The 23,321-nt window shown below is 58.1% G+C and carries 24 protein-coding genes; 2 read left to right on the top strand and 22 right to left on the bottom strand.

What is annotated here, in order from left to right:
• Window positions 1–35 precede the first annotated feature (35 nt).
• The 6 genes from hscB to uvrB all read right to left on the bottom strand — a co-directional run bounded on the left by hscB (window position 36) and on the right by uvrB (window position 5,693).
• Entirely contained in the window at window positions 36–554 is a 519-nt protein-coding gene (hscB, locus tag RSF91_RS10860) for a Fe-S protein assembly co-chaperone HscB (RefSeq protein ID WP_332568431.1), read from the bottom strand.
• A gap of 152 nt (window positions 555–706) precedes the next feature.
• On the bottom strand, window positions 707–1,030 hold the full coding sequence (iscA, locus tag RSF91_RS10865) for an iron-sulfur cluster assembly protein IscA (protein ID WP_099736700.1): 324 nt from the start codon (window positions 1,028–1,030) through the stop codon (window positions 707–709).
• Window positions 1,031–1,034: 4 nt separating this feature from the next.
• Window positions 1,035–1,430, bottom strand: coding sequence for a Fe-S cluster assembly scaffold IscU (gene iscU, locus RSF91_RS10870; protein ID WP_099736699.1), 396 nt, complete (start codon window positions 1,428–1,430; stop codon window positions 1,035–1,037).
• Window positions 1,431–1,464: 34 nt separating this feature from the next.
• Window positions 1,465–2,685, bottom strand: coding sequence for an IscS subfamily cysteine desulfurase (locus RSF91_RS10875; protein ID WP_332568432.1), 1,221 nt, complete (start codon window positions 2,683–2,685; stop codon window positions 1,465–1,467).
• 175 nt (window positions 2,686–2,860) lie between these two features.
• A complete protein-coding gene (gene iscR / locus RSF91_RS10880; RefSeq protein WP_003054211.1) occupies window positions 2,861–3,397 on the bottom strand; it encodes a Fe-S cluster assembly transcriptional regulator IscR in 537 nt (178 codons plus the stop codon).
• Window positions 3,398–3,626: 229 nt separating this feature from the next.
• Complete coding sequence (gene uvrB / locus RSF91_RS10885) at window positions 3,627–5,693, bottom strand: excinuclease ABC subunit UvrB (RefSeq protein WP_332568433.1); 2,067 nt, start codon at window positions 5,691–5,693, stop codon at window positions 3,627–3,629.
• 175 nt (window positions 5,694–5,868) lie between these two features.
• On the opposite strand from uvrB, the gene RSF91_RS10890 reads away from it, so the two are divergent.
• Complete coding sequence (locus tag RSF91_RS10890; protein WP_332568434.1) at window positions 5,869–7,065, top strand: amino acid aminotransferase; 1,197 nt, start codon at window positions 5,869–5,871, stop codon at window positions 7,063–7,065.
• A 201-nt stretch (window positions 7,066–7,266) separates the two neighbouring features.
• Here RSF91_RS10890 and ygiD read toward each other — a convergent pair whose 3' ends face one another.
• Window positions 7,267–8,136: a 4,5-DOPA dioxygenase extradiol gene (gene ygiD, locus RSF91_RS10895; protein WP_442878840.1), complete on the bottom strand. Its 870-nt coding sequence runs from the start codon at window positions 8,134–8,136 to the stop codon at window positions 7,267–7,269.
• Between the two features lie 368 nt (window positions 8,137–8,504).
• Here ygiD and RSF91_RS10900 point away from each other — a divergent pair, with 368 nt between their 5' ends.
• Complete coding sequence (locus RSF91_RS10900; protein WP_332568435.1) at window positions 8,505–9,392, top strand: CaiB/BaiF CoA-transferase family protein; 888 nt, start codon at window positions 8,505–8,507, stop codon at window positions 9,390–9,392.
• 28 nt (window positions 9,393–9,420) lie between these two features.
• Here the strand turns inward: RSF91_RS10900 and RSF91_RS10905 are convergent, their stop codons facing one another.
• From RSF91_RS10905 to RSF91_RS10975, 15 genes are all read right to left on the bottom strand, one after another.
• Window positions 9,421–10,443, bottom strand: coding sequence for an aldo/keto reductase (locus tag RSF91_RS10905; protein ID WP_332568436.1), 1,023 nt, complete (start codon window positions 10,441–10,443; stop codon window positions 9,421–9,423).
• Window positions 10,444–10,583: 140 nt separating this feature from the next.
• Window positions 10,584–11,543 carry a Gfo/Idh/MocA family oxidoreductase gene (locus RSF91_RS10910; protein ID WP_332568437.1) on the bottom strand — a complete coding sequence of 320 codons (960 nt, stop codon included), beginning with the start codon at window positions 11,541–11,543 and terminating at the stop codon, window positions 10,584–10,586.
• On the bottom strand, window positions 11,543–12,412 hold the full coding sequence (locus RSF91_RS10915) for a class III extradiol dioxygenase subunit beta (protein WP_332568438.1): 870 nt from the start codon (window positions 12,410–12,412) through the stop codon (window positions 11,543–11,545). Before RSF91_RS10915 ends, RSF91_RS10910 begins: the two co-directional genes overlap by 1 nt.
• 3 nt (window positions 12,413–12,415) lie before the next feature.
• Window positions 12,416–12,874, bottom strand: coding sequence for a protocatechuate 4,5-dioxygenase subunit alpha (ligA, locus tag RSF91_RS10920; protein ID WP_099736687.1), 459 nt, complete (start codon window positions 12,872–12,874; stop codon window positions 12,416–12,418).
• A 155-nt stretch (window positions 12,875–13,029) separates the two neighbouring features.
• Window positions 13,030–13,947 carry an amidohydrolase family protein gene (locus RSF91_RS10925; RefSeq protein WP_332568439.1) on the bottom strand — a complete coding sequence of 306 codons (918 nt, stop codon included), beginning with the start codon at window positions 13,945–13,947 and terminating at the stop codon, window positions 13,030–13,032.
• Between the two features lie 30 nt (window positions 13,948–13,977).
• Window positions 13,978–14,997 (bottom strand): MBL fold metallo-hydrolase, encoded by a 1,020-nt coding sequence (locus tag RSF91_RS10930; protein WP_332568440.1) that lies wholly within the window; start codon window positions 14,995–14,997, stop codon window positions 13,978–13,980.
• Between the two features lie 44 nt (window positions 14,998–15,041).
• Window positions 15,042–15,725 carry a 4-carboxy-4-hydroxy-2-oxoadipate aldolase/oxaloacetate decarboxylase gene (ligK, locus tag RSF91_RS10935; RefSeq protein WP_099736684.1) on the bottom strand — a complete coding sequence of 228 codons (684 nt, stop codon included), beginning with the start codon at window positions 15,723–15,725 and terminating at the stop codon, window positions 15,042–15,044.
• Between the two features lie 131 nt (window positions 15,726–15,856).
• Window positions 15,857–16,885, bottom strand: a complete 1,029-nt coding sequence (locus RSF91_RS10940) for an amidohydrolase family protein (RefSeq protein ID WP_332568441.1) — start codon at window positions 16,883–16,885, stop codon at window positions 15,857–15,859.
• A gap of 55 nt (window positions 16,886–16,940) precedes the next feature.
• Window positions 16,941–18,338, bottom strand: a complete 1,398-nt coding sequence (locus RSF91_RS10945; protein WP_332568442.1) for an MFS transporter — start codon at window positions 18,336–18,338, stop codon at window positions 16,941–16,943.
• Between the two features lie 9 nt (window positions 18,339–18,347).
• The gene (locus tag RSF91_RS10950) at window positions 18,348–18,518 is read right to left on the bottom strand and encodes a hypothetical protein (RefSeq protein WP_332568443.1); all 171 of its coding nucleotides are present in this window, start codon (window positions 18,516–18,518) and stop codon (window positions 18,348–18,350) included.
• Window positions 18,519–19,211 carry a substrate-binding domain-containing protein gene (locus tag RSF91_RS10955; RefSeq protein ID WP_332568444.1) on the bottom strand — a complete coding sequence of 231 codons (693 nt, stop codon included), beginning with the start codon at window positions 19,209–19,211 and terminating at the stop codon, window positions 18,519–18,521.
• A 375-nt stretch (window positions 19,212–19,586) separates the two neighbouring features.
• Window positions 19,587–20,120: a hypothetical protein gene (locus tag RSF91_RS10960; protein ID WP_332568445.1), complete on the bottom strand. Its 534-nt coding sequence runs from the start codon at window positions 20,118–20,120 to the stop codon at window positions 19,587–19,589.
• A 167-nt stretch (window positions 20,121–20,287) separates the two neighbouring features.
• Window positions 20,288–20,635, bottom strand: coding sequence for a hypothetical protein (locus tag RSF91_RS10965; protein ID WP_332568446.1), 348 nt, complete (start codon window positions 20,633–20,635; stop codon window positions 20,288–20,290).
• Window positions 20,632–22,017, bottom strand: a complete 1,386-nt coding sequence (locus RSF91_RS10970) for a cytochrome P450 (RefSeq protein ID WP_332568447.1) — start codon at window positions 22,015–22,017, stop codon at window positions 20,632–20,634. The genes RSF91_RS10965 and RSF91_RS10970 overlap by 4 nt, the downstream gene beginning before the upstream one ends.
• Window positions 22,014–23,321 carry a hypothetical protein gene (locus tag RSF91_RS10975; RefSeq protein ID WP_332568448.1) on the bottom strand — a complete coding sequence of 436 codons (1,308 nt, stop codon included), beginning with the start codon at window positions 23,319–23,321 and terminating at the stop codon, window positions 22,014–22,016. The genes RSF91_RS10970 and RSF91_RS10975 overlap by 4 nt, the downstream gene beginning before the upstream one ends.

Genomic DNA, 23,321 nt, shown 5'->3' on the forward strand with positions numbered 1-23,321 from the left:
TCCTCTGGACAATGCCGCGAACGGTGCTCTGGGTCTTATTGTCCCAGTTGCTCGCGGCGGCGCTCCACATCCTGCGCAAATCGCGCAACAAACATGAGGGCTCTTACCTGCTGAACAGCTGCGGCAGGGTCATTCGCCTCATCCAGCAAACGGCCGCATTCAGCCAGCATCTGCTTTTGGGCACTCAGCACTTCGTCATCCAGCGCATCAAGCGCTGACTCAGAAGAAGCGTCGTCCAGAGACTCGCGCCACTCCATCTGCTGCATCAGAAATGCGGTGGGCATGGCGGTGTTGTCTTCAGCCCGCACGGGTGCACCCAGCAACTCGCACAAGTACGCCGCGCGCTTGAGCGGGTCCTTCAGGCGTTGATAGGCCTCGTTGATGCGCACAGACCACTGCATGGCCACGCGCTGCGCGGCGGCGCCCTGCGCAGCAAAGCGGTCAGGATGCGCTTCGCGCTGAAGCTCTTTCCAGCGTGCATCAATCTGGCTGCGCTCTTGGGCAAACTTGCGCGGCAGACCAAACAATTCAAAGTCGTCAGATTGCAGATTCATGGCATTAAAAAACCGCCTTCAGCAGGGCTGAGGCGGCTTCCTTTACTCAAAACCAGGGAGCGGACCAAGGCCAGAAACACCAAACAAAAGCCGCCTTGCGGCGAAGGTGTCATCCCCCTCGGGGAGAAGCCGCAAAGCGGCTCAGGGGGAGCTTAGATTCTAAAACTCTCGCCGCAACCGCAACGATCACGCTCGTTGGGGTTACCGAACTTAAAGCCTTCGTTCAGGCCTTCACGCACAAAGTCGAGCACGGTGCCGTCGATATAAGCCAGGCTCTTGGGATCAACCAGCACCTTGATGCCGTGGTCTTCAAACACCACGTCATCGGGCAGTATCTCGTCCACATATTCCAACTTGTAAGCCAAGCCGGAGCAGCCTGTGGTCTTGACGCCCAGACGAACGCCAACACCCTTACCTCGACGCGAGAGGTAGCGATTCACATGACGGGCGGCCGCCTCGGTCATTGAAATAGCCATGGCCTCAAGCTTCCGTCGTGGTGCGCTTTGCGCGGTAGTCGTTCACCGCAGCCTTGATGGCGTCTTCAGCCAGGATGGAGCAGTGAACCTTGACAGGTGGCAGTGCCAACTCTTCAGCGATCTGGCTGTTCTTCAGGGCCGCTGCCTCATCCAGCGTCTTGCCCTTGACCCATTCGGTCACCAGAGAAGACGAAGCGATGGCAGAGCCACAGCCATAGGTCTTGAAACGCGCATCTTCAATCACGCCAGTGGCGGGGTTGACCTTGATCTGCAATTTCATCACGTCGCCGCAAGCGGGCGCACCCACCATGCCCGTGCCCACGGAGTCATCGCTCTTGTCGAACGAACCTACGTTGCGGGGGTTTTCATAGTGATCAACAACTTTTTCGGAGTAAGCCATGGTGTCTACCTCTTGAACTCTTTGTAATCTGTACTTAGTGTGCAGCCCATTGAATAGTGCTGAGGTCGATGCCGTCTTTGTACATCTCCCACAGAGGGCTCAGCTCGCGCAGCTTCAATACGTTTTCACGAATTGTCTTGATCGCGTAGTCAATTTCTTCTTCGGTCGTAAAGCGACCAAAAGTCATGCGCAGCGAGCTGTGAGCCAGCTCGTCGCTACGGCCCAGGGCGCGCAGCACGTAGCTGGGCTCTAGGCTGGCAGACGTGCAGGCAGAGCCAGAGGACACAGCAAGACCCTTGATACCCATGATCAACGACTCGCCTTCGACGTAGTTGAAGCTCATGTTCAGGTAATGGGGGACGCCATTTTCCATGTCGCCGTTCACAAAAACTTGTTCCAGATCCTTGAGGCCGTCGAGCAGGCGCTGACGCAGGCCACGTGCGTGGTCCATGTCCTTAGCCATCTCTTCTTTGGCAATGCGGAAGGCTTCGCCCATGCCCACGATCTGGTGGGTAGCCAGCGTGCCCGAGCGCATACCACGCTCGTGGCCACCGCCGTGCATTTGCGCCTCAAGGCGCACGCGTGGCTTGCGGCGCACGTACAGAGCACCAATGCCCTTGGGGCCATAAGTCTTGTGCGAAGCCAGGCTCATCAGATCGATGGGCATGCTCTGCATGTCCAGAACCATCTTGCCAGAGGCCTGAGCGGCATCCACGTGGAAGATGATGCCCTTTTCACGGCACAGAGCACCGATGGCGTTCAGGTCCTGAACCACACCGATTTCATTGTTCACAGCCATCACGCTGGCGAGGATGGTGTCAGGGCGAATTGCCGCCTTGAACACTTCCAGATCCAGCAGACCGTTTTCATTGACGTCCAGATAAGAGACTTCAAAGCCCTGACGCTCCAGCTCACGCATGGTATCCAGCACAGCCTTGTGCTCTGTCTTCACAGTGATCAGGTGCTTGCCCTTACCCTGGTAGAAGTGCGCAGCACCCTTGATCGCCAGGTTGTCGGACTCGGTCGCACCGCTGGTCCACACGATTTCACGGGGGTCAGCATTGATCAGCTCGGCCACTTGCTTGCGGGCATTCTCGATAGCTTCTTCAGCTTCCCAACCCCAGGCATGACTACGCGAGGCAGCATTACCAAAATGCTCACGCAACCAAGGAATCATCGCGTCTACCACGCGGGGGTCCATGGGAGTCGTTGCGCCGTAATCGAGATAAATGGGAAAGTGCGGGGTCATGTCCATGACTGGCTCGTCTTGTTTTTGGCTGACAAATCGTGAGGAAATCGATGCACCCAAAGGTGCCATCCGAGCGAGAGAACATGCCGCACAGCCATGCATGCCTCTCCGCCCTGACAATCGGAATCAGGCTTCATGCCGATCAAGTTGCCGCACAAGCCTGGCTTGTGCGGCGCCCGAATCAGGATTTAGCGAAGGCGTTACCCAGCGCAAACACCGAGTTCGGTGCATTCACGCGGATAGGCTTGACCACTGGGGCAGTGGAGATGGCACGGCGAACCACGGGCTTATCCTCAATCTGGATGCCCTTGGCCAGTTGCTCGTCCACCAGCTTTTGCAGCGTGACAGAATCAAGGAACTCCACCATGCGCTGGTTCAGTGCTGCCCACAGTTCATGGGTCATGCAGCGACCTGCTTCGCCCAGACAGTTTTCTTTGCCGCCGCATTGCGTGGCATCAATAGGCTCATCCACCGAAACGATGATGTCTGCCACAGTGATGTCTGTTGCCTTGCGGGCCAGTGTGTAGCCGCCGCCGGGGCCACGGGTGGATTCCACCAGTTCGTGACGACGCAGCTTGCCGAACAACTGTTCCAGATAGGACAGCGAAATCTGCTGACGCTGGCTGATGGCGGCCAGCGTGACAGGGCCGTTGTTCTGGCGCAGGGCCAGGTCGATCATCGCGGTGACCGCAAAGCGGCCTTTGGTCGTGAGACGCATATGAACTCCTTCAGTCAGGATTGTTAGCTACAGAAACGCCCGCCTGGTCACAGCTACCTAGACGAGCACAGTCTCCGCCCTTACTCCGTCCTGCAATTAGGTTCAGAGCCCTTCTGTGAGGGAAGTTTGTTGTTGAGTATTTGATCGAAGTATATCACATTCCCCATCAATTTTGTCGGGTAACGGCGCGCACTCACGTAATAACCCTGACAAAACCGAAGACTCCGTCCTACGGAGTTGCCCCAAACAACTGCTGTTTGAGCAGTGATAACTGATCTCGCACCCGGGCCGCCTGTTCGAACTCCAGATTCTTGGCGTGTTCAAGCATTTGCTTCTCCAAGTGTTTGATTTCTTTGGCGATATCTTTTTCAGACATGTCCTCGACACGTGCCTTTTGCAGAGCTTGATCCTGCAAACGCTCAGCCTCTTTGCCACTTTTTTCACTGTAAACACCATCAATCAGGTCTTTTACCCTCTTGACAATCTGTTTTGGCTCAATTCCGTTCACCTCATTGAAAAGCTTCTGCTTTTCCCGGCGCCGCTCCGTCTCTCCAATGGCTTTTTTCATCGATTCCGTAATGCGGTCGCCATACAAAATCGCCTTGCCATTCACGTTACGCGCCGCACGGCCTATGGTCTGAATCAGGCTGCGCTCAGCCCGCAAAAAGCCTTCTTTATCAGCATCCAGAATCGCAACCAGTGACACTTCGGGAATATCCAGCCCCTCACGCAGCAGATTGATGCCGACCAGCACATCAAAAGTGCCCAGACGCAGGTCGCGAATGATTTCCACGCGCTCCACCGTATCCACATCGGAGTGCAGATAACGCACTTTGACGCCGTTGTCCGTCAGATATTCCGTCAACTGCTCGGCCATGCGTTTGGTCAGCGTGGTGATGAGCACGCGCTCTTCTTTTTCTACGCGCAGGCGAATTTCCTGCAGCACATCGTCCACCTGATGGGTGGCTGGGCGCACTTCGATCAGAGGATCCAGCAAGCCCGTAGGTCGCACCACTTGCTCTACCACCTGACCGGCATGGGTCTTTTCATAATCAGCCGGCGTGGCGGACACAAACACCACCTGGCGCATTCGCTGCTCAAACTCTTCAAACTTGAGCGGGCGGTTATCCAGCGCCGAAGGCAGACGAAAGCCATACTCCACCAGCGTGGTCTTGCGCGCCCGGTCGCCGTTGTACATGGCGTTGAGCTGACCAATCATCTGATGGCTTTCGTCCAGAAACATGATGGAGTCACGCGGCATGTAGTCCGTCAGCGTGCTGGGCGGATCACCGGGGTTGGATGCGGAGAGATGGCGGGTGTAGTTCTCAATACCCTTGCAATGCCCTACTTCGCTGAGCATTTCCAGATCAAACCGAGTGCGCTGCTCAAGCCGCTGGGCTTCGACCAGCTTGCCCATGCCCACCAGTTGCTTCAAGCGCTCAGACAGTTCTTCCTTGATGGTTTCCACCGCTGCTAGCACCTTGTCACGCGGCGTGACGTAATGGCTGCTGGGGTAGACGGTAAAGCGCGGAATGCTCTGACGCACACGGCCCGTCAGAGGGTCAAACAGCTGCAGGCTTTCGACCTCATCGTCAAACAGCTCAATGCGCACGGCCAGCTCCGAATGCTCGGCCGGGAAGACATCAATCGTGTCGCCACGCACCCGAAAGGTGCCGCGCGAGAAATCCTGATCGTTGCGCTGATATTGCATGCGAATCAGCTGCGCAATCGCATCGCGCTGGTTCAGCGTGTCGCCGGTGCGCAGCGTCATGATCATGCGGTGGTAGCTCTCGGGCTCACCAATGCCGTAAATGGCCGAGACCGTGGCCACGATGATCACATCGCGCCGCTCCATGATGCTTTTTGTGCATGACAGGCGCATCTGCTCGATGTGCTCATTGATCGCACTGTCCTTTTCAATGAACAGATCGCGCTGGGGCACATAGGCTTCGGGCTGGTAGTAGTCGTAGTAGCTGACAAAGTACTCGACCGCATTTTTTGGGAAAAACTCTCTGAACTCAGAGTACAGCTGCGCGGCCAGCGTCTTGTTAGGCGCAAACACAATGGCCGGACGGCCCAGCCGCGCAATCACATTGGCCATGGTGAAGGTCTTGCCCGAGCCGGTCACCCCCAGCAGCGTCTGGTAGGTTTCACCGTCATTGACGCCTTCCACCAATTGCTCAATCGCCGTCGGCTGATCTCCCGCAGGCGGATAAGGCTGGAACAGCTCAAACGGCGAGTCTGGATATTGCACAAAACGGCCTTGTGGCTCAGCTGTCATATTTTCTTCTTGCATGATGTCATGTCCATGGCGCATAGGGTTAGCGCGGAGTAGAATGGCAGACCAACCCTCAAGCCTAACCTAGGCTGATGCGTTTTTCGAGGTTCGCGCTTGCCGTACTCGTCAACACGCTACCGCAGACAGTAGCTGGGGGTAACCTGACTTATTTCTATCCCTCAAGGATTTTTTCATGTCTCTGTTTACCGCCGTCGAAATGGCCCCCCGCGACCCCATCCTGGGTCTGAACGAGCAATTCAATGCTGACACCAACCCCAGCAAAGTGAACCTGGGCGTGGGCGTGTATTTTGACGACAACGGCAAGCTGCCTTTGCTGCAGTGCGTGCAGGCCGCTGAAAAGGCCATGATGGAAAAGCCCAGCGCCCGCGGCTACCTGCCCATCGACGGTATCGCTGCTTATGACAACGGCGTCAAGGCGCTGGTGTTCGGTGCTGAGTCCGACGTGGTCAAGTCCGGTCGCGTGGCAACCGTGCAAGCCATTGGCGGCACCGGTGGCCTGAAGATTGGTGCTGACTTCCTCAAGAAGCTCAACCCCAATGCCAAGGTTCTGATCTCTAACCCCAGCTGGGAAAACCACAAGGCCATCTTCACCAACGCTGGTTTTGAAGTCGGCACTTATTCTTACTACGATGCAGCCACTCGCTCCATCGACTTCGCCGGCATGCTGGCCGACCTGAACGCTGCCCCTGCTGGCACCGTGGTCGTGCTGCACGCCTGCTGCCACAACCCCACCGGCTATGACATCACTGCCGCTCAGTGGGATGAAGTGATTGCGGTCGTCAAGGCCAAGGGTCTGATTCCCTTCCTGGACATGGCCTACCAAGGCTTTGGCCACGGTATCGCCGAAGACGGCGCCGTGATCGGCAAGTTCGTGGCCGCTGGTCTGGACATTTTTGTGTCCACCTCCTTCTCCAAGAGCTTCAGCCTGTATGGCGAGCGCGTGGGCGCCCTGTCCGTGGTCGCTGCCGACAAGGACGAAGCGGCTCGCGTGCTGTCGCAGCTGAAGATCGTCATCCGCACCAACTACTCCAACCCACCTACACACGGTGGCGCTGTGGTGGCTGCAGTTCTGAACAACCCCGAGCTGCACGCTCTGTGGGAAAAGGAACTGGGCGAGATGCGCGTGCGCATCAAGGCCATGCGCCAGAAGCTGGTGGATGGCCTGAAGGCTGCTGGCGTTCAGCAAGACATGTCTTTCATCACCACCCAGATCGGCATGTTCTCGTACTCCGGCCTGTCCAAGGAACAGATGATTCGCCTGCGCTCCGAATTCGGCGTGTACGGCACTGACACCGGCCGTATGTGCGTGGCTGCGCTGAACAGCAAGAACATCGACTATGTCTGCAAGGCCATTGCCGCTGTGATCTAAAGTCACACCCCAGGGCTGCTTCGGCAGCCCTGAAAAACGAAGAGCAACGGATTTTTAACCCGCTGCTCTTTTTTTGTGCTCTGCTCAATGTTCAGGCTATTTATTTTGATAGCTGCTTGCGCCTTATCTGCCTTGCTTCCAAGCCATTAAGCCTATGAAACCATATCGATTCATACGCTAACAGCTATCAATTTCTAAGCATCAGGTATTCAAACCCCAGATAGCAGAGCGCATAGAAAGTGCTGCGTACTGGTATGAATCGTTAAAGATACGCGGCACCTCGCCTTCCTGCACCGCACCAGCGGCGTAGAGCAAGGGCAGGTAGTGGTCATGCGTGGGATGGGCCAGTAGTGCCTGCGGGCCCCAGTCCAGAAACGTACTCAGGTCCGCCAGATTACCGCTGTCAAAGCGCTGCTGTACCTCGGTGTCGAACTGAACCGTCCAGTCATACGCCTGATTGTCCGCCGCACCGCGCTGCATGGCACGCAGGTTGTGCACCACATTGCCACTGCCCACAATCAGCACGCCGCGCTCGCGCAGCGCGCGCAGCTGGCGACCCATCTCGAAGTGCTTATCAGGCGGCAGGCCATAGGGCATGCTTAGTTGCATCACCGGAATCTTCGCCTCGGGGAACATGGGCAGCAACACCGACCAGGTGCCATGGTCAAAGCCCCATTTGTGATCGACCAGCAAGGCCGATCCATCGAGCGGCGAATGCAGCTCGGCCGCAAGTTGCTTAGCCACCTCGGGTGCACCGGGGGCTGGATATTGCTGGTCAAACAGCTCTTGCGGAAAGCCGCCAAAGTCATGAATGGTGCGCGGCTGAGCCATGCCGGTCAACGACCAGTCGGACTCAGTCAGCCAATGGGCCGATACGCAAAGAATCAGTTGCGGCGCAATGCCCTTGGCACCCAGCTCTTGACCCAGCGCCTTCCAGCTCTGACGCCAGTGCGTGTCCTCAATCACATTCATGGGGCTCCCATGGCCGATGAACATCACCGGCATGCGGGGCGAAGGTTTGAGTTGCTGCAGCAAATGCTCTGGCAGCACCGAAGAGGAAACAGAATTCATGGAATAAGCCTTCCAGCTCCCGGCAGTCACCACCGCAGCGGCAGCGCCTAGGGACAAAAGCGTACGTCTACGCATCACAGTCAATCGATCGCGCCCAATACCGGCGCTTTTTTACAGATAAGTCGAGCTTGCCACAGCGCAAAAGCCTTTTACAGCGCCAATTCCGCAACAGACTGTCCTGAAAGTGCCAGCGCTTGAGCCGCGCATGCACTACAACGGAACAAGAATCGCGAACACCATTCAGAAAATCGAAGATTTCGGTTGAGACGATGCGTGAAGCCGCAGGCAGTACAAGCGTACGCCAAGGCTAAATAACGACGTATCAGGGGCGATGTAAGCGACTCAAAACACAAGGAAATTTGCAAGCCATGTCCACTGCCGCCATTCAGCCCCTGCAAGGGGTTCGCATTCTCAGCCTTGCCCTCAACCTGCCCGGCCCCGCCGCCCTGTGGCGCTGCGCCGATATGGGGGCTGACTGCAAAAAGCTCGAGCCACTGGCCCCCAGCGGCGGTGGCGCCGACCCCATGGGCCTGTATTGCCCTAGCGCCTATGCGCAAATGCATGAGCGCGTACAGACCCTGCAGGCCGACCTCAAAACCGAAGCGGGCCAGCGTGCGCTGCATGCGCTACTGGCAGAAACCGATGTGCTGCTGACCTCGTTTCGCCCCTCTGCTTTGACCAAGCTGGGTCTGGGCTGGGAAGCTTTGCAGCAGCGCTACCCCCAACTCTCGCTGGTGCGCGTAGTCGGCAGCGCAGGCGAGCTGGCCGATGTGCCCGGCCATGACCTCACCTATCAGGCCGAAGCCGGGCTGGTACACAGCACCCAGCTGCCACCCAGCCTGTTTGCCGACATGGCAGGTGCACTCATGGCCAGCGAAGCGGTGCTGAAAGCCATGCTGATCAGTAGCCGCAGCGGACGCGGCGTTTTTCAGGAAATTGGCCTGGCGCAGGCCGCGCAATGGCTGTCTCTGCCTTGGCACTGGGGGCTGACCCAGCCCGACGGCGACGTAGGCGGCGCCCATGCGGGCTACCAGATTTACCCCTGCGCGGACGGCATTGTGGCCGTGGCCGCGCTGGAGCCGCACTTTTCGCAGCGCCTGTGCGAAGCCGCTGGCCTACCCTTCAGCCACCCTACCGATATGCGCAAACCTGAAATCCATGTGGGCGTGGCGCAGTTTCTAGCCCCGCTCCGCTGCGCCCAACTGATGCAACTGGCACAGGAAAAGGACATACCGCTGCACGCCCTGCCCCATTAGCCTCTTGCATCAGGCCCGCTCTGCACAATCAGCTGGGGCGTTTTTCAAACGCATACTTTTCAGTATCCACCTCGCCCTGGCCTTGCAGCGCATAGCGGTCACCGGCAATGGCTTCAGGCTTGAAGATGTCATCCAGCTCGGCCAGCAACTCAGCGCTCAGCTTCACGCTGCCGCCACGCACATCTTCGTGCAGGTGCTCCACCTTGGTGGTGCCGGGCAGCGCGATCACATGCTCGCCCTGCGCCAGCACCCAGGCAATGGCCAGCTCGGCCAGCGTGCAATCAGCTTTTTCAGCCACCGCCTGCATGGGGGCCAGCAGGCGCAGGTTTTGTGCATAGGCATCTGCCGCAAAACGCGGCATGGTGGCGCGGATATCGCCTTTGACGAAGTTATCGACCTGCTGCAACTTGCCACCAAAAAAGGCGCGGCCCATGGGGCTGAAGGCCACATAGGCAATGCCTAGCTCTTTGCAGGCGGCTAGCGTGCCCAGCTCTGCATTGCGCGACCACAGTGAATATTCGCTTTGCAGGGCCGCAATCGGGTGTTCCTTATGGGCGCGGCGCAAAGCATCGACACCGACTTCGGACAAGCCCAGTGCACGAATCTTCCCCTCGTCCTTCAGGCGCGCCATCTCGCCCACCGATTCCTCGATGGGCACGTTCTTGTCCCAGCGATGCAGGTAGTAAAGGTCGATGACGTCCGTACCCAGACGCTGCAGACTGTCTTCGCAGTTCTGGCGCAGGGTTTTGGGGCGGCCGTCGATGACGCGGCGCATGACGCCGTCTTCACCGCGCACGCCGGCCATGCCGCATTTGCTGGCCAAGGTGATGTGATTGCGATGGGGCTTGAGCACGGGCCCGATCAGCGATTCGCTGGCGCCAAAGCCATAAAGCGCAGCGGTGTCGAACATCGTCACGCCCGCATCAAGGGCGGCGTGCAGCACAGAGTGAGACTGCTCAGTGGAGACAGGGCTGCCATAGGCGTGGCAGAAATTCATGCAGCCCAGCGCGACGTTCGCCACGCTGAATGGGCCTAGTGCTCGGTTTTGCACGGATGCTCCTTGGAAATTACAAACTTAAAGCATTTATAGCCGATAGCCCAATGGGATAAAGCGCTGACAGCTATCAACATGGAAGCAAAAAAGGCCGGAGCGAGCCCCGGCCTTTGTCTGCATCAATCCATCACCAGAGCTTACTCGGCGTTCAGTTGCTGCTCCAGGTCATGCAGAACCTTGTAGCAGTTGAACACTTGCTGCACGCTGGAGTTGGGCTCGCGGCCTTCGCGGATGGCGGCGAAGAATTCGCGGTCCTGCAGCTCGATGCCATTCATGGAGACGTCGACGTTGGAGACGTCAATCTTCTCTTCCTTGCCGGTGTACAGATCGTCGTAACGGGCCAGATAGGTGCCGGTGTCGCCGATGTAGCGGAAGAAAGTACCCAGAGGGCCATCGTTGTTGAACGACAGGCTCAGTGTGCAGATGGCACCGTTGGCGGCCTTGAGCTGAATGCTCATATCCATGGCAATGCCCAGATCCTTGTGGATCGGGCCTTGCACGGCGTTGGCCTTGACGATGGGGCTGCCAGCTTGATACGCAAACAGGTCCACGGTGTGAGCAGCGTGGTGCCACAGCAGGTGGTCGGTCCAGCTACGGGCCTGGCCCAGCGCGTTCATGTTGGTGCGGCGGAAGAAGTAGGTTTGCACATCCATCTGCTGGATGTTGAACTCACCGGCTTCAATTTTCTTGTGCACCCACTGGTGGCTGGGGTTGAAACGGCGGGTGTGGCCAACCATGGCGACCAGACCGGTCTGCTTTTGCAGCTCGGCCACTTCCTGCGCATCCTTCAGGGCGTCCGCCAGAGGGATTTCCACTTGCACATGCTTGCCGGCCTTCAGGCAGGCAATGGACTGCTCGGCGTGCATTTGCGTAGGCGTGCACAGAATGACGGCATCGACTTCAGGCAGCGCCAGCGCGTCAGCCAGATCGGTGCAGACATGCTTGATGCCGTATTTGTCGGCCACTTCCTGGGTTTGATCCAGACGACGACCGACCAGCGAAACAACTTCCACGCCTTCGATGTTCTTGATGCCGTCCAGGTGCTTGATGCCGAAGGCACCCGCGCCAGCCAGCGCAACTTTGATGGTCTTGCTCATTATTGATTCTCCAAGATGAGGTGACCCACAGCCGTGTTGGATGCAGGCACATGGTAGAAGCGGTGCGCCACCTTGGGCAGCGGTGCCGGGCCGTCCACGTCGGACATTGCGCCACGCGCAATCAGCCACATCACCAGCTCGATGCCTTCGGAGCCGGCTTCGCGCACGTAGTCGATGTGAGGCGTCTTAGCCAGACCGTGCGGGTTCTCAATCAGCAGGTCCAGGAACTTGTTGTCCCATTCCTGATTGATCAGACCGGCGCGCGCGCCTTGCAGCTGGTGGCTCATGCCGCCTGTGCCCCAGATGTGGACATTGATGTCCTGATCGTAGCTCTCGATGGCCTTGCGGATGGCGCGGCCGATGTTGAAGCAGCGCTGGCCTGATGGCACGGGGTACTGCACCACGTTCACGGCAAAGGGAATCACCGGGCAGGGCCAGGAACCGGTCTCGGGGTCCTGCTCGCCGCACATCAGCGACAGAGGCACGGTCAGGCCGTGGTCCACTGCGATGTTGTTGACGATGGTCAGGTCAAAGTCCTGCTGAATGACCGACTGCGCGATGTGCGCGGCCAGCTCGGGGTGACCCTTGACGACGGGCACAGGGCGTGGACCCCAGCCTTCATCGGCGGGCTGGTACTCAGCCGAGGTGCCAATGGCAAAGGTCGGGATGATGTCCGAGCTGAAAGCCGTGGCGTGGTCGTTGTAGACCAGGAAGATCACGTCGGGCTTGTTGTCCTTCATCCACTGGCGGGAAAAGTCATAGCCCTTGAACAGAGGCGCCCAGTAGGCTTCCTGCGTCTTGCCCATGTCCATGGCAGCACCAATGGCAGGCACGTGCGAGGTGAAAACGGATGCGGTAATGCGTGCCATGTCTTAGTTGCTTTCCTTGTTCGCTGTACCTGTGCCACCGGCGCTACCCTGAGGCTGGCGGTGAGCCTGTGCATCGCCCTCTTCGCCCACATAGCGGTTGCCCTCAACCGAGCGGCCGCCGGCGACCATCATTGCGCGGTACTCGTCTTCGGTCATGCCCGTCATGGAGCCCGCCATCTGCTGAAAGCTCTTGCCATCGGTGGAGCCGATCTTGGCCAGAAAGTAGATATTGCCGCCGGTACGCATGCACCAGTTCAGGTCGCGGGCCAGCACGGCCTGCTTTTGCTCTTCGCTCATGGCCCACTCGTCGAGATAAGCGCGCTCATTGGCACGGAAACGATCACGGTTTTCCGGCTTCATCAGCGACATGCAAAACTGGTTGAGCCAGTAGCCCCGACGCGCCTGCTCGGCATCAAAAATGATGGTGCCGGGCACGTCCAGATAGGGTTTTTCCAATGCCATAAATTCTCCTCTCAATCTCTTGTCAGTTGCAGCGATGCACAAACTGACGCAATCCAAGCCAGAGACAGCCAGCAAGGGCCGCCCCGCAGCGAGGCTGTCGTCCCCCTCCAACGCAAAGCGCCAGAGAGGGGGAAGGCGCAAAGCGCCTCAGGGGGTCAAGCCAGTTCCGGCCAGTACAGACGCATGGGGTTGCCCACCAGCAGCTTTTGCTGCAGCTCAGCGGTCGGTGCGATATGGGGAATGAAGTCCACCAGCAGGCCGTCGTCAGGCATATGGTCCTTCAAATTGGGGTGCGGCCAGTCGGTGCCCCACAGCACGCGATCGGGGAATTCTTCCACCACGCGGCGGGCAAACGGCACCACATCCTGATAAGCGTTCTGCTCACCATCCAGCGCCTTGGGACCGGAGACGGACAAACGCTCGGGGCAAGACACTTTGCTCCACACATTCTTGTGCTCGCGCATGAACTTGAGGAACAGAGCGAACTCTTCGCTGTCCACGCCCTTAGCCACATCGGGGCGACCCATGTGATCGACCACCACGGTGGTGGGCAGCGCGGTGAAAAAGTCCCACAGCTCGGGCAGGTCCACGGCTTCAAAGTAGATGACCACATGCCAGCCCAGCTTGTGGATGCGGGCGGCAATCTCCATCAGTTCGTCCTTGGGCGTGAAGTCCACCAGACGCTTGACGAAGTTAAAGCGCACGCCGCGCACACCGGCGTCGTGCAGCTCTTGCAGCTCGGCATCAGAAATGCTGCGCTTGATGGTGGCCACACCACGGGCCATGCCGCCCGAAGCCTTGCAGGCATCGACCATGGCCCGATTGTCCGCACCGTGGCAAGTGGCCTGCACCACCACGTTGCGGGCAAAGCCCAGGTGGTCACGCAGTGCAAACAGCTGCGCCTTGCTGGCGTCGCAGGGCGTGTACTTGCGCTCGGGCGCAAAGGGGAATTCATGGCCCGGGCCGAAGACATGGCAATGCGCATCCACAGCGCCTGCAGGCAGCGTGAAGCGGGGCTTGCTGGGGTTGGCGTACCAGTCCATCCAGCCGGGGGTTTTTTCAAATTGGCTCATGTCAGTCCAGTCTTTATCGTCAAAGAGTGATCAGATCACCATCAAATCCTTGCCCACCACGGCATCGCCCTTGAAGTGCTTGCGTACGCCTTCGAGCAGCATCGCATCGGTGATGCTGGGGTCGTCGCCCGGCACGATATGCGAGAGCACCAGTTTCTTGACGCCTGCGGCGGCGGCAATGCGGCCCACATCATCGGTCATGGTGTGGCTGGCCAGCAGATGCTCCTTGAGCGAGGCCGCATTGGGCACGCGCTTGACCATGGCATCCACGCCGGGCACATAAATCACCTCATGCACCAGCACGTCGGCACCCTTGGCCAGCTCGGCCACAGCCGGGCAATAGGTCGTGTCGCCCGAGAAGACGACGGAGCGATCCTTGGTGTCAAAGCGCAGCGCAAACGAATCGGTGATGGGCGGGTGAATATTGCGCACCGCCGTGACCTTGACCTTGTCGTTTTCCAGAATCACGCCGGGCTTGGAGAACTCGTGCGTGTTCACCATCTTGCGCAGGTCAGGCTTGCCTTCGTCACCCATGCGGATATCGATGTCGAACTTCATGGACTCCATGAAGGCCTTGGTCATCGCCTCCAGCGTGGGCGGGCCCCAGACATCGACCTGGTTGCGCAGTCCAGCAGCCCAGGCCGAGTACAGCATGGGGCCGTATTCGAGGTTGTGGTCCGAGTGCATGTGGGTGATGAACACCTTGCTCAGTCGCGGCAGGGCAATACCGGCCTTGACCAGCTGTGCCGCCACGCCATAGGCGCAATCGACAACAAAGGGCTCGCCATCGATCAGCAGCACGCTGGCCGGGTTGGAGCGCTCACCGCCCACGCGCGGGCCACCTTTGGTGCCCAGCAAAATGAGTTGTGTGCCCTTTTGCCCGGCAGCAGCCTTGACGGCCTGTGCCAGGGCATTGCTGGAAACGCCCAGACCCAGTGCACCGACGCCAGCCAGACTGGCCGCAGCGGCCAGGCATTGGCGGCGCGAGACGTTCACCGACTGATCGGCGTTGGAGGAAGAAGAGGAAGAGGATTTGATGGAAGAGAACATACGGCGGCTCCTGTTGTAGTGTTTTTTGGGTGCGTTTGTTCTGATTAGTCGATGTACTTGAGGCCCGCAGCCGCCAAGGGCTCGCGCATCTTGTACATATCCAGGCCCAGAATGCCCGAGGCCAGCTTGGCGCGCTTTTCGCCTTCAAAGCTTTCGCGCTTCTGGGCGGCTTCCAGCACTTGTGCAGCACGGGCAGCGGGCACGCAGACCACGCCGTCGTCGTCGGCCACGATCACATCACCGGGCGTGACCAGCATGCCGGCGCAGACGATGGGGATGTTGACCGAGCCCAGGGTCGCCTTGATGGTTCCCTTGGAGGAAATGGCTTTGCTCCACACGGGAAAGTCCATCTCTTGCAGCGTCTTCACATCGCGCACACCGGCGTCGATGATCAGCGCACGCGCGCCACGGGCCTGAAAGCTGGTGGCCAGCAGGTCGCCAAAGTAGCCATCGGTGCACTCGGCTGTGACGGCAGCGACAACGATGTCGCCGGGCTGAATCTGCTCGGCAGCGACGTGCATCATCCAGTTGTCGCCGGGCTGCAGCAGCACGGTGATGGCAGTGCCAGACACTTGCTTGCCCGCAAAAATGGGGCGCATATAGGGCTTGAGCAGGCCGACGCGGCCCATGGCTTCGTGCACGGTGGCAGAGCCCAGAGCGGCCAGACCATCGGCAGCCGCGCGATCAGCGCGCTGGATATTGCGGTAAACGACGCCGAGTTCGTACATGAAATACCTCTTTGCTTAGACGTTATTGAATCAAAAAAGAGAGCTGCTAGCGCTTGCGTTGCATAAAATCCAAAATGATTTAACGCTTGAAAGCTTATCGAGTCAGCGCTAGCCGCTCCTCTTTTTAAGAATTACAGACCCTTGGCCTTCAGTGCCGAATCCAGACGCGAGAACACGCGGCGCGCATTGCCTTCGTAGACGGCATGCTTTTCGTCAGCGGTCAGGTTCTGCGTGGCTTCGATGTAGCGCTTGGTGTCGTCGTAGTAATGGCCGGTCTGCGGGTCGATGCCGCGCACGGCGCCAATCATCTCGCTGGCAAACAGAATGTTCTTGGTCGGAATCACTTCGGTCAGCAAGTTGATGCCGGGCTGATGGTAGACGCAGGTGTCGAAGTAGATGTTGTTGAGCAGGTGCTCTTCCAGCAGCGGCTTCTTCATCTCCTGCGCCAGACCGCGGAAACGGCCCCAGTGGTAAGGCACAGCGCCGCCGCCATGGGGAATCAGGAACTTCAGTGTGGGGAAGTCCTTGAAGATATCGCTGGTCAGGCACTGCATGAAGGCGGTGGTGTCCGCATTCAGATAGTGCGAGCCGGTGGTGTGGAAACAGCTGTTGCAGCTGGTCGACACGTGGATCATCGCGGGGATGTCGTACTCCACCATCTTTTCGTAGATGGGGTACCAGCTCTTGTCAGACAGCGGGGGCGAAGTCCAGTGGCCACCCGATGGATCGGGGTTGAGGTTGATGCCGACGTTGCCGTACTGCTCAACGCACTTGACCAGCTCGGGTATGCAGGTCGCGGGGTCCACGCCGGGCGACTGGGGCAGCATGGCTGCGGGGATGAAGTAGTCGGGGAACAACTCGCTGACACGGAAGCACAGCTCGTTGCAGATGGCAGCCCAAGTGCTTGATGTCTGGAAGTCACCGATGTGGTGCGCCATAAAGGAGGCGCGGGGGCTGAAGATGGTCAGGTCCGAGCCGCGTTCCTTCATCAGGCGAAGCTGGTTGGTCTCGATGGTCTCGCGGATTTCGTCGTCGCTGATCTTCAGGGAAGCCACCGAAGGGGCCTGGCCTGGGTCCTTGAGGCCGGCGATCTGCAGATCACGCCATGCGCCTAAAGCGGCTGGGGCCGTGGTGTAGTGACCGTGTACGTCAATGATCATCTTTAAGCTCCGTTAAAAATAATGCGTCAATAAAACAAAAGGATTGAAACGGGACTCAGTGGGCGCCGCCCAGACCCAGCATGGACTTGCTGGGCGCGCCGCCGGCATAACGGTTCTTGACCAGCAAAGCCAAAGCCGCAATCACGCCGGGAATGGCCACGACCATGAAGACCTGTGGCAGCTCCAGATGGCGACGCGACAGCTCTGCCACCAGGAAGGAGCCCGCAATACCGCCAAAACGGCCAATACCCAGCATCCACGACACGCCACTGGCGCGGCATTCGGTGGGGTAGTACTCAGCGGCCAATGCCTGCATGGAGGACTGTGCAGCATTCATCAGCAGACCGGCCACAAAGACCGAGGCCACCAGCATGCCCACACCACCACCCAAAACCTGACCGATAAAGGCCACGCCCAGGCTCGTCAAAAAGTAGCCTGCCGCAATGATCAGATTGGCATTCCAGCGGTCCATCAGCAAGCCGACAAAAATCGCGCCCACACCGCCGAGCTGGAACAGCGCTGCGATCACGGCTGCCTGGCCAGCAGGCACGCCCGCTTCTTTGAACAGCACAGGCATCCAGTTGACCAGGCCATACACAATGACCAGGCCCATGAAGTACGTCACCCACAGCGACAGCGTACCCACCAGATACTTCTGCGAGAACACCAGACGCAGACCCTGCGGGCCCTGCTGCACTTGCGCAGCGCGCTGGGCGTTATCGTCCAGCACAAAGCTCGTAGCGTTGCGTGTGCTGGCGGCAATGCGCACCATGATCTTGCGCACGCGATCGGCCGAGTAGTTCTTGAGCACCATGAAGCGCACCGACTCAGGCAGCATCACCACCATGATGACGGCCAGAATCAAGGGCACCACACCACCCACAATCAGCAGGCTGCGCCAGCCGAAATGGGGAATCATCCACGCGGCGATAAAGCCACCCAAAGCCGAGCCAATGGGAAAGCCGCAAAACATGCAGTTGGTGATGAAGGAGCGCTTTTTATCAGGGCAGTACTCGTTCATCAGCGTGATGGCATTGGGCATGGCAGCGCCAAGTCCCAGACCGGTGATAAAGCGCCAGATGGTCAGACCCTGCAGGTCATGCACCAGACCGGAGGTAATGGATGCGCCGCCCATCACCACCGCAGCAATGATCAGCACCGTCTTGCGACCGATGCGGTCAGCCAGCGGGCCTGCGGACAGCGCGCCAAACGCCAGACCAAACAAGGCCGCGCTCAGCACCGGGCCCAGATGGGATTTATCCAGGCTCCACTCGTTGAGCAGCGAAGGAGCAATAAAGCCGATGGCGGCGGTATCAAAGCCATCGAGCAAAACGATCAGAAAGCACAGGGCGAAAATCACCCATTGATAGCCCGAAAACGGATTCTCGTTCAGCACAGTCTGTACGTTGACGACCTTGGGGTCAGTGTTCTGCTTGGTTGTTTGCGAAGTCATATTGGTATCTCAGTTGCCTCTCTTTGTCGCCTCTATCTCCGGTCTCATTCCGGTCTCGCGGCTGACGCCAAAGCCTTGCGGCTCCTGTACGTCTGTCACGAAAGGGCTATGGCTGCCCTTTTCCTGATTCAGGTCAGCATCCAGGCCTTTGCCTGGCGCTGCCCTGATCATTTCTTTCATTCACGCGGGCTCCATGCCTTGGCGGCGCTTGGCCGCTGCCGCTTCGGGCGAAGCCATGAAGGCCAGCAGACGCTGCACCGCCTCGGCATTCGCCGATCCAGTCACCACGCCTGCGGAAAAAACCGTGTCAATCGCAATCGCTGAAGGCAAAGTGCCCACAATCTGAATGCCTGCCACATGAATCAGCTCGCTCAGTTGCTGAAAGCCCAGCGCCACTTCCCCCGAAGCGACCAGAGAGCCCACAGGCACACCGGGGCGGGCCTGAACAATGCGGGGTTTGATTTCATCAGCAATACCCCAGCGCTCAAAAAGCTTTTGCAGCACAACGCCGCTAGGGCCGGTGGAGTAACCAATGCTGGGCGCAGCCAGCACGGCTGCGCGCACAGCGTCTTCCGTGCTGATATCGGGCAACTGCGCTGCGGCAGGCACGGCCACGGCGGTGCTGGAGAGCATCAGATCCACCTTGCTACCGGGCAGCACACGGCCAGCCGCCTGCAACTTATCGATAGCATCTGAGGCCAGAAACACCACGTCAAAAGCTTCACCGCCGCTTTGCACGCGCTGCGCGGCATCGACACCGCCCACAGACTCGATCTGTACCGGCTCGCCGCCCTGCGCCTGCCATGCTTCGGACAGGTCTGCCAGAACCTGGCGTGTAGCCATGGACGAAATGCCTTTGAGAGCTGCGCTCATGCCTGATGTCTCCTGGGGTGTCTTTGCATGGTTGCCCTGCCCGCGCTCTGCACGACTTGTGCGCTATCGAGGCCAGTCTCGCTGCGTGCATCTCGCGCCCCTTGTCTCAGGGAGATCGCCTGCATCTGCGGCAGCAACCATCCAGTCAAAATGAATGAGACTATTGTCGGCAAGCTTTCCCACCCCCACCAGCCAGACACCCCGCTAGCAGCTATGCCAAAACAACATAGCAAAGTACTCGCTTATTCTGAAAATAAATACCTATAAAAACACAAATAAACCCATAAACAGAAAAGGCTAGACGCTATTTTTTCAATAGCATCCAGCCTTAACAGATGTGCATAAGCAACAGGATAATTAGTGGTTAACCCCTAATCAGTCATCGTGACGTCCGTGGCCGCGCCCATGACCACGCCCTCGGTCATCATGATCGTGTCGGTCCCAGTCGCGTCGGTCATGGCGATCATCCCGGCCATAGCGGCGCTCATCTCGTCGCTCGTCACGGTGCCAGCGACGCTCATCCCGGCGATCATCATTCCAGTCCCTGTCATGGTGATGATGAGGCGCCTCCGCACGCCAGCGGGGTGGCGCGCTCCGCAGGAAGTACACAGGTCGGCCGCAGGCCTGGTACTGATAGCAATAACGACGCCAGTTACGCGAGTGGTCGGGCGGCACCCACATATACATCGGCTGCGCCTGCTGCATCACCGCGCCCTGGTTGCCCCACATGGGCTGCGCATACACAAGCGGCGGCGGTGCAGCATTGCCAATATTGACCTGCCCGTAAACACCGGGCGCCAACTGCCCGGAGATAGTGCTGCTGATATAGGCCTGCGCCTGGGCCGCGCCAGCAGCGCAAACCAGCGCCAGAGCCGCCAGTCCACGGGTGAGTGAAGTGCGATTGAACATGTGTCTCCCAACTTTATACAGATCGCCAGAGCGAAGCTTCATCGCGCCTCAACTCGGAAACGCTTGCACAGTCAACGCATGACGCACCGGTTTGGCTGACCTGCGAGCGGCTTCAAGCGTAATGAGGCGTAATTGAAGCGGAGAGGCCCCATGCACGAACGCACCACTCATTTAATCGTTTGACTGTGCAAGCCCTTCTTCAGGATCAAATCCACTACCGGCTGTTCACGCTTGTTGGCGCGCTTGCAGTGATCGAGCTGAAACCAGTCTGTGACCTTGATCACCAGACGAGCCCAACGCTTGTGGTCACGCTCGCGCCATGCATGCGATGAAACGCTCTCCCAAGCATAGCCATTGAGAACAGTGGCATTCACAAAATGATCCAGCGCTCGCACCCCTGCACGCCCTCTGTCCACTCGCCCAAACAAACCAACCCACCACAAAATCAGGTAACCCAGCACGGCCAGTGGCACCACTGCGCACATCAGCAAAAAACCGGCAAAACGCTCCTTCATGCAGCCGCTCTCCTGCGCAGCTTGATGCGAACACCGTTTTCGGAGCGAATCGTCAGTCGCCCGACCGGCTGCGGCACATGCCCGTCTACCGGAAGGATCTCATAGCGCTGCAGCAGACAGCTCAGGATCAGCACCGCCTCCTGCAAGGCAAACGCGGCCCCAAGGCAAACGCGCGGCCCCATGCTGAAAGGCATATAGGCATGCTTGATGGCCTCTTTGTCTTCTTCACGATCAAAGCGATCAGGGTCAAACGCATCGGGGTTCTTCCACCATTTGCGGTGGCGCTGCAGCAGCCATGGGGCCACTACCACCGTGCTTCTCTCCTTCAATTGCTTGCCTCGGATGGGACAGGACTTCTCGTTCTCACGGGCGAAAAAGCCCACGGGTGGAAACAGACGCAAGGTTTCCCGAAAAATATTCCAGACCTGCGAAAAGCTTTTCATATCTTCCTGCTGTGGCAAGCGATCGCCAGCCACTTCCGCCACCTGGGCGTAGGCACGCAGCTGTATGTCCGGCGATTGCGCCAGCAGATAGCTGGCCCAAGTCAGTGCACTCGCGGAGGTTTCATGGCCGGCCAGGAAAAGCATGGCGACCTGATTGACCAGCTCTTCTTCGTTGAAAGGCTCACCCGTGCGCGGATCCTTGGCCTGCATGAAGGCCGCCAGAATATCTTCCTGCTCCTCGGCCTCCCCTTTCAGATGCGCTTCATAGCGCGGCTTGATCATGGCTTGCAGCAAGCCGCGAATCTCCTTGGACGCCTTGTTGCTCTGCCAGCGATACCAAGGCATGGTCAGCCAGCGAGCGCCAAACAATGCTGGCAGCATGAGCTTGGGGGCAAGAGCCTGGTAGCGGGCAAACGCCTCGAAAATACGATGCGCATCAGGGCCCTGCATGGGCGTGGAAAAAATCGTGCGAAAGATGATGTCCGCAGTGACATGGGTCATCTCTATCTCAATATCGTAGGGCTGCGCCTCATCGACGGCATCCAGGCGCTCCAGCATGGATTGCGCCGCACCCAGCATGCGCGGAAAAGCGACGTTCACCCTCGCCTGGGCAAACGCGGGGTTCATCATCGTGCGTTGGCGCTGCCATTGCTCTCCATTGGTCGTAAAAATGCTTTCACCCAGCAGGGGCTCAAGCGACTCATGCAACAAATGGCTCTTGGGAAATTGCTGCGCCTCAGTCTGCATCACTCGCTTGACCTCTTTGATGTCATTGAGCATGTAGAGATCCACGCCAGGCAGGTGCACCTCACCCATTTGCATGGTGTAGCTGCGCTCAAACAAAGCATCCATCCAGGAGCGCCGCGCATGCCAGAACATGCGCAACTTCGATGCCTTCTCAGGATGCGGCTTGGGATAAGCAGGACAGAAACGACTCATCGCACTAATTTCTTTTCTATGTAATCTCGCAGCGAACCCGGGCAGGTGAGCAGCTCAAAATAATCGTAGGCACCGGCAACTTCACCAGCCATCAAATACTGGAAATGCATGCGCATCTTGTTTCTGCGCAACCAGCGGTAAGTTTCAGGCAAAAATAGCTTGTGAAAGCGTGGCGAGCACATGACCTGGGGGTTCAAGCCCCATTGCCCTACTTTCTTACCCACTCCTGAGGCAGCTGATTCAGGCCCAGAGGGTTCGCTGGCCAACTTAACACCATCTTCCCGCAGTGAAAGCCCCACCACATCACACATGCCAAAGCAAACGCTGTCGCTGGGCGAGGAAATATCCGCCCAATAGACCTGCCGATCCTGCGCAACATCCCGCAAGCTGCGACGGAAATCACCTGCTCCGGGAAAAAGAGCAAAAAGCGGAATGCAGTTACCCAGAGTCAGGAGATTCACCTCTCCTTGTGAGCCTAGACCACTGGAATGGGGCGATGATTGGACCTCCGCCAATTTGCCTCGCAGTGCGGCGGTCAGTTTCACGGCCTGCACACTACCCACGCTAAAGCCCACAATCACCACCTCGCGCCACCGAGCCTGCTGCATGCCTTGTGCCAGTTCTTGAGCCATTGCATCAATGCGCTCATCAAGCACAGGAGATTTTTTGAGGGATGAGGAATGGGCAAAATTCAAAATTCTCAAAAGCCAGCTCACATGGATATAGCGATCCAGAGCCAGCCCACCCCACAAGGCCAGTCCTAAAAAACACAGAGCGACGGCCACTGCACCCGAAGCACTTTCTGTATTGGTGGAAAAGAGCAAACCAAGCCCCAATCCCAGCAAAATTACCAGTAATACATACGCCAGCGGATACATCAAAGCCCACAAGGTATACCGTGCTTGCAGGCGAATAGGAGCCAGCCACTCTTTCAATTTAAAAATGGCAGCGTAGGTATAAATTGCCTGAAAAAATACAGACCATCGTTTTTCAGTCCAGTTCTTCTGGACTTCATCATGCCAATCAAAAAAAATAAAATCTGAGCTGGATTTTTTTAGCGATGATGAGCTTTCAATAATCCATTGAGAATGCCCCCCACCCATACCTTCAGTCTTTGCGATTTTGTTTCTTTTCCCGACCTTGTAGAATATTTTTTCCAAAAATCCACTCTGCTTATCAGACTCTGATCGCATCAACTGATGATAATACCGCGCTCCGCGGGGATCGAAACCACCAATAAAAACCACCAATCGATTTAGTTCATCTTCGGTTGCAAAAAAATTATTTTCAATACTTGAATTCAT

The organism is Comamonas sp. (assembly GCF_036643215.1).
Taxonomy (GTDB): Bacteria; Pseudomonadota; Gammaproteobacteria; order Burkholderiales; family Burkholderiaceae_C; genus Comamonas.

Bases quoted from the DNA above. Each gene is read 5' to 3' on its own strand.
- RSF91_RS10890 (WP_332568434.1), top strand. From the start codon at position 5,869: ATGTCTCTGTTTACCGCCGTCGAAATGGCCCCCCGCGACCCCATCCTG.
- RSF91_RS10970 (WP_332568447.1), bottom strand. From the start codon at position 22,017: ATGAGTCGTTTCTGTCCTGCTTATCCCAAGCCGCATCCTGAGAAGGCA.
- iscA (WP_099736700.1), bottom strand. From the start codon at position 1,030: ATGGCTATTTCAATGACCGAGGCGGCCGCCCGTCATGTGAATCGCTAC.
- ligK (WP_099736684.1), bottom strand. From the start codon at position 15,725: ATGTACGAACTCGGCGTCGTTTACCGCAATATCCAGCGCGCTGATCGC.
- RSF91_RS10925 (WP_332568439.1), bottom strand. From the start codon at position 13,947: ATGAGCCAATTTGAAAAAACCCCCGGCTGGATGGACTGGTACGCCAAC.
- RSF91_RS10965 (WP_332568446.1), bottom strand. From the start codon at position 20,635: ATGAAGGAGCGTTTTGCCGGTTTTTTGCTGATGTGCGCAGTGGTGCCA.
- hscB (WP_332568431.1), bottom strand. From the start codon at position 554: ATGAATCTGCAATCTGACGACTTTGAATTGTTTGGTCTGCCGCGCAAG.
- RSF91_RS10915 (WP_332568438.1), bottom strand. From the start codon at position 12,412: ATGGCACGCATTACCGCATCCGTTTTCACCTCGCACGTGCCTGCCATT.
- RSF91_RS10955 (WP_332568444.1), bottom strand. From the start codon at position 19,211: ATGAGCGCAGCTCTCAAAGGCATTTCGTCCATGGCTACACGCCAGGTT.
- iscU (WP_099736699.1), bottom strand. From the start codon at position 1,430: ATGGCTTACTCCGAAAAAGTTGTTGATCACTATGAAAACCCCCGCAAC.
- RSF91_RS10950 (WP_332568443.1), bottom strand. From the start codon at position 18,518: ATGAAAGAAATGATCAGGGCAGCGCCAGGCAAAGGCCTGGATGCTGAC.
- RSF91_RS10910 (WP_332568437.1), bottom strand. From the start codon at position 11,543: ATGAGCAAGACCATCAAAGTTGCGCTGGCTGGCGCGGGTGCCTTCGGC.
- RSF91_RS10930 (WP_332568440.1), bottom strand. From the start codon at position 14,997: ATGTTCTCTTCCATCAAATCCTCTTCCTCTTCTTCCTCCAACGCCGAT.
- RSF91_RS10975 (WP_332568448.1), bottom strand. From the start codon at position 23,321: ATGAATTCAAGTATTGAAAATAATTTTTTTGCAACCGAAGATGAACTA.
- uvrB (WP_332568433.1), bottom strand. From the start codon at position 5,693: ATGCAAGAAGAAAATATGACAGCTGAGCCACAAGGCCGTTTTGTGCAA.
- RSF91_RS10940 (WP_332568441.1), bottom strand. From the start codon at position 16,885: ATGATCATTGACGTACACGGTCACTACACCACGGCCCCAGCCGCTTTA.
- RSF91_RS10945 (WP_332568442.1), bottom strand. From the start codon at position 18,338: ATGACTTCGCAAACAACCAAGCAGAACACTGACCCCAAGGTCGTCAAC.
- RSF91_RS10900 (WP_332568435.1), top strand. From the start codon at position 8,505: ATGTCCACTGCCGCCATTCAGCCCCTGCAAGGGGTTCGCATTCTCAGC.
- RSF91_RS10875 (WP_332568432.1), bottom strand. From the start codon at position 2,685: ATGGACATGACCCCGCACTTTCCCATTTATCTCGATTACGGCGCAACG.
- iscR (WP_003054211.1), bottom strand. From the start codon at position 3,397: ATGCGTCTCACGACCAAAGGCCGCTTTGCGGTCACCGCGATGATCGAC.
- RSF91_RS10960 (WP_332568445.1), bottom strand. From the start codon at position 20,120: ATGTTCAATCGCACTTCACTCACCCGTGGACTGGCGGCTCTGGCGCTG.
- ligA (WP_099736687.1), bottom strand. From the start codon at position 12,874: ATGGCATTGGAAAAACCCTATCTGGACGTGCCCGGCACCATCATTTTT.
- ygiD (WP_442878840.1), bottom strand. From the start codon at position 8,136: ATGAATTCTGTTTCCTCTTCGGTGCTGCCAGAGCATTTGCTGCAGCAA.